Here is a 4,129-nt window from a genome sequence, read left to right as displayed (position 1 = left end):
AATTAAATAATCTTGAAGTTCTGCTATTTTTAATCTTTGGCCACTTATAAATGATTGAATTGGTTCCATGAATAAGCAATTGTTATATTATATTATAACTTTTACTTATTTACTATTTTTTAAAAAAGTTTTATAAATGCACCCATGCCTGGATTTGAACAGGAATCTAAGGATATTTGGTTCTTATGGCTATCTAAATCACTTACAATCCATATTGTACGGCTTAACTATATTTTTATTTATAATCCAAATTTTTTAACTGGTTTATTGTAGGGAAATGGCCCCAATGCCAGATTTCAAATGCAATAAGATCACCCTTCCCTGATGTGGCAGTTGTTTTAACGTTAAGGTTTCACAAATTCCTGAATTTAGAAGGTACGGCATTATTATCCATAGCTAACACACCGTCATATACTGGAACTCCTACTGACATCATTAGCAACGCTAATACAAAAATAGATATCAAAGCTTTCGTCCAGTTGTTTTTATTTTTGTTTTGAAAAGAGTTTTTTACACCTCTGGAATCCATGAGATTTTTATATATTGGATTTATATTACATATCTTTCACTTAAATCAATGATTTTCATAATAATCATTATCAGAATTGAATGCGTTTAAATAATCTAGTTTTGAGAGTCTCTCATCAATGTGTATTTTAATCTGTTGCACTTCCTCCGGCTCATAATCTATCTGGAATAAATCATATGAAAGTGCATCTAACAATAAAGAAATTAGTGCTTTTTTATTGTTGCTTTCCATTAATGCGAAGTTATCCGCTGATATTTCAAATTTTGAAGTGTAATTAAAAATGCTTGATTTTACTAACAACATAAATATAAGAATTACAAGGCTTAATAATGCAGCAATTGTGTCTAAAAATACATCTGATTTTGCAACTATGCCCATAACACCAACCGAGGAAAGAACCAGTAAAAGCATAAAGGAAATTAGAAATTTTATAAAATTTTCATTTTTATACTGTCCAAGATGGCCTATTTCATGCAATATAAGTACATTTTTCTCATTATCATCAATGTTGTTTAAGAATTCTGAACTAACAATGATATTAAATTTATTATGTAACATGAATGAAAAAGCAGGTGTATATCTCAGTTTATTAATTTTATTGTCATCTATTGATTTGTATATATCAATATCCTTTGAAAATTTTTTTGAATATAAAGAATATTTCTTTGTAAGGACAGCATCCAGAATAGAGTATTCTAAATATTTTTTAAATTGAATTTTGAATCCGAAAATAAGAATAAATAATAGTATCAATGCTATTATTATAGTTAATGGTAACATTATTGAATAATATAATTTCCCATAATAATAAATATAATCCAGTAAAGAAAAAATGTTAAAAAATATAATCATAAATACAAATCCAAAAGTATCTACTTCCTTTATTCTAAATTTATGTAATTTTATTTTTATATCTTTATGGATTGTTTTATTAATATATATTAACGAAATATAATAAATTAGTATATAAACTATGTTTGCCAATATTACTCTCAATAAAAAATATAAACCGTAAGAAGGTGGACCGAAAAAAAAATCAGTGGCAATAAATAAATAAACCATGCCACCTAATATCATTATTTGATTCATTTTATAATGTGTATTTGCCAATTTAATTTGCGCCTCTTACGCAGCTAATATTGCTCCCAGTATAGCAGATTCCACTTCAGGGCTCACAATACCTACAAGAACAGTTTCTACTGCCACAGAAACACTAGCTCCGGCATATATAGCAGCTACAATAGCATAAATCAGACCGCCAACAGCAGTCAGGCCATACGTACCAAGAACGGCGCCTATTAAGTTATTAAGAGCGGTATGACTAGGAAAGTGCCCATGCGTTAATTCATAATATATGATATCACCCATTCCTGATGTAGAAGTCGTTTTAACATCCATATTTGCCATGTTCCCGAATTCATATGGTATAGTATTACTTTCCATTGCTATCACTCCATTGTATATTGGAACACCGGGTGCACCATGTAATATTGTTATTGTAGCTATTGACATTATTGCTTTTCTGTAATTGCTATTACTTTTGTTAATTCTTTTCCCATTTATATGGGACTTCTCCGTAGCAAGCAAACTTCTATAATAAATTTTGATTGTATTTTCTTTATTATAACAAGAAATAATATATAAATATTTCGATATATTTTTAACCTTTCTTCCTGTTCTGTACAATCTATCCTTTCCATTTTCTCTGAAATTGTAATATATTCTGTTAATGTATCCTGTTGATACACTGTATATTACAGTTTTGTTGATGATTCACCCTTTTCTTTCTGTTTAATTATATATTTTATTTTTTTATCGTTCAACTTCACCTTTTCTTTAACTCTCTTTTCTATATTATAATGTTTATATAGGAACTCAATTCGGGATAAGATAAGGACATAATGAAATAATATACTTTTAATACCATTTTATAATATTTATTTATGATCGTCGCAGATGTAACATTTTATCCAATAGGAAAAGGCGTTTCAGTTGGAGATACAATAAGAAAAGTTATTGAATACATGAAGAATAATAAATCAATTAAATGTTATCCAAACAGCATGGCAACTGTAATAGAATGTGAAAATATAGATATATTGATGGATGCCGTAAAGGATACTGAAAAATTCATTGAAAGCCTTGGCTTTCCAAGAATAGAAACTATATTGAGAATAGATAATAGAACAGATATTGAAAATTCCGTTGAAAGAAAAATAAAATATGTAAAATAATTATGGCTTAAATGTGCCAGAAACCACCCATGGCGGCTCGTTTCCAAGTGGCTCCATGCCTGTTACTTTACTGCTTTCAAGAAGTTTTTCATTAACCTCTATGCCAAGGCCAGGCTTTCCGGATAATTCCATCATTCCATTTTTAACAGTATAGCCATTAAATAAATTCTTTTTCCATGTGGGCCATGATTCTTCGAAACTTTCCTGTATTAAGAAGTTTGGAAGCGTGTAATCAACATTTAATGTTGCTGCTGTCTGCACCGGGCCAAAAGCGTTGTGGAATGCAACTGGAACGCCGAAAGCTTCTGCAATTGCACCTATCTTCTTTGCTTCTAGAATACCTTTAGAGTTTGTCAGGTCCGGTTGAATAATATCAACCATTCCACCGGAAACGTATCTTGCAAAATCTTCCTTGTTCAGAAGCCTTTCACCAAGTGCAACAGGTATATTCACCTTTTCCCGGAATTCATGGAGCGAAGTTTCCAGTTCTGGATGCACTGGCTCTTCGATAAATAACGGATTGTATTCTTCCAGTGCTTTGCCTGCCTTTATTGCATATTTTGGAGAGAATCTTCCGTGGCATTCTATTAATAAGTCAACGTTGCTGCCAAGGCTCGATCTCATCTGTGCAACTATTTCCGCAGATTTTTTTACAGCTTCATCACTGATTTTGTCGTAAGCACTGCCGAAAGGGTCAAATTTAAACGCTGTGTATCCCTTAGAATTGAGTACTTTTGCTTTGGAAACAAAGTCTTCAGGTGATACGCAATCGGAGTACCAGCCATTGGCATATGCCCTTATCCGGTCGTTGAATCTGCCACCAAGCATGTTATATACGGGCGAACCAAGATCTTTTCCAATAAGGTCCCATGATGCGATTTCGAATGCACTCAATGCTGCAGTTTCTTCGATTGATTTTGTAACATAAAATGCGTTTTTATAATAATCTCTCATATTTTTTTCTATATCAAAATAGTTTTTATTTTGAAATACTCTGGCAACTTCATTCATGCTTTCCTTCACAGGCAAGGTCATCATGGTTGTGGGAGCCTCACCGAAACCAGTAGCACCGTTTGAGGATGTGAGTTTCAGTATAAGTATTGTTGAACTCCAGGGGGATGATTTTTCCTCTGATGAACCCAGTTCGTATATTTCAATATTTTTAATTGTTTCCATATTAAATTAATGCATTATGAATATTAAAATTATTGCATTAAACTTAATAGTTGCTTTGAATTGATAATATCTTATCTACAATAAATAATAGCACTTCATATTTTCCTGGATGCTCTTGAAAATGCGTTTGATTCCATAGTCTAAAGCTGAGGTTCTCTATCCGAATTCTCTAATGCTGTATTGCAAATAC

4 protein-coding genes are annotated in these 4,129 nt (G+C 31.5%); 1 reads left to right on the top strand and 3 read right to left on the bottom strand.

Translation table 11 applies throughout. The annotated features are described in order from the left end of the window. Positions 1 to 574 precede the first annotated feature (574 nt). A complete protein-coding gene (locus tag WKI77_RS07290) occupies positions 575 to 1,309 on the bottom strand; it encodes a M48 family metalloprotease (protein ID WP_337861167.1) in 735 nt (244 codons plus the stop codon). A gap of 345 nt (positions 1,310 to 1,654) precedes the next feature. Next, positions 1,655 to 2,116, bottom strand: a complete 462-nt coding sequence (locus WKI77_RS07285; RefSeq protein ID WP_337861166.1) for a hypothetical protein — start codon at positions 2,114 to 2,116, stop codon at positions 1,655 to 1,657. A gap of 356 nt (positions 2,117 to 2,472) precedes the next feature. Here WKI77_RS07285 and WKI77_RS07280 point away from each other — a divergent pair, with 356 nt between their 5' ends. Then, positions 2,473 to 2,763, top strand: a complete 291-nt coding sequence (locus tag WKI77_RS07280) for an MTH1187 family thiamine-binding protein (protein ID WP_337861165.1) — start codon at positions 2,473 to 2,475, stop codon at positions 2,761 to 2,763. Here WKI77_RS07280 and WKI77_RS07275 read toward each other — a convergent pair whose 3' ends face one another. Next, the gene (locus WKI77_RS07275) at positions 2,764 to 3,939 is read right to left on the bottom strand and encodes a mandelate racemase/muconate lactonizing enzyme family protein (protein ID WP_337861164.1); all 1,176 of its coding nucleotides are present in this window, start codon (positions 3,937 to 3,939) and stop codon (positions 2,764 to 2,766) included. Between the last annotated feature and the right edge of the window lie 190 nt (positions 3,940 to 4,129).

Origin of the sequence: Ferroplasma sp. (genome assembly GCF_037442045.1) — an archaeon.
Lineage (GTDB): Archaea > Thermoplasmatota > Thermoplasmata > Thermoplasmatales > Thermoplasmataceae > Ferroplasma.
This window is presented reverse-complemented; position numbering and strand designations above follow the sequence as displayed.

Bases quoted from the DNA above. Each gene is read 5' to 3' on its own strand.
- WKI77_RS07280 (WP_337861165.1), top strand. From the start codon at position 2,473: ATGATCGTCGCAGATGTAACATTTTATCCAATAGGAAAAGGCGTTTCA.
- WKI77_RS07275 (WP_337861164.1), bottom strand. From the start codon at position 3,939: ATGGAAACAATTAAAAATATTGAAATATACGAACTGGGTTCATCAGAG.
- WKI77_RS07290 (WP_337861167.1), bottom strand. From the start codon at position 1,309: ATGTTACCATTAACTATAATAATAGCATTGATACTATTATTTATTCTT.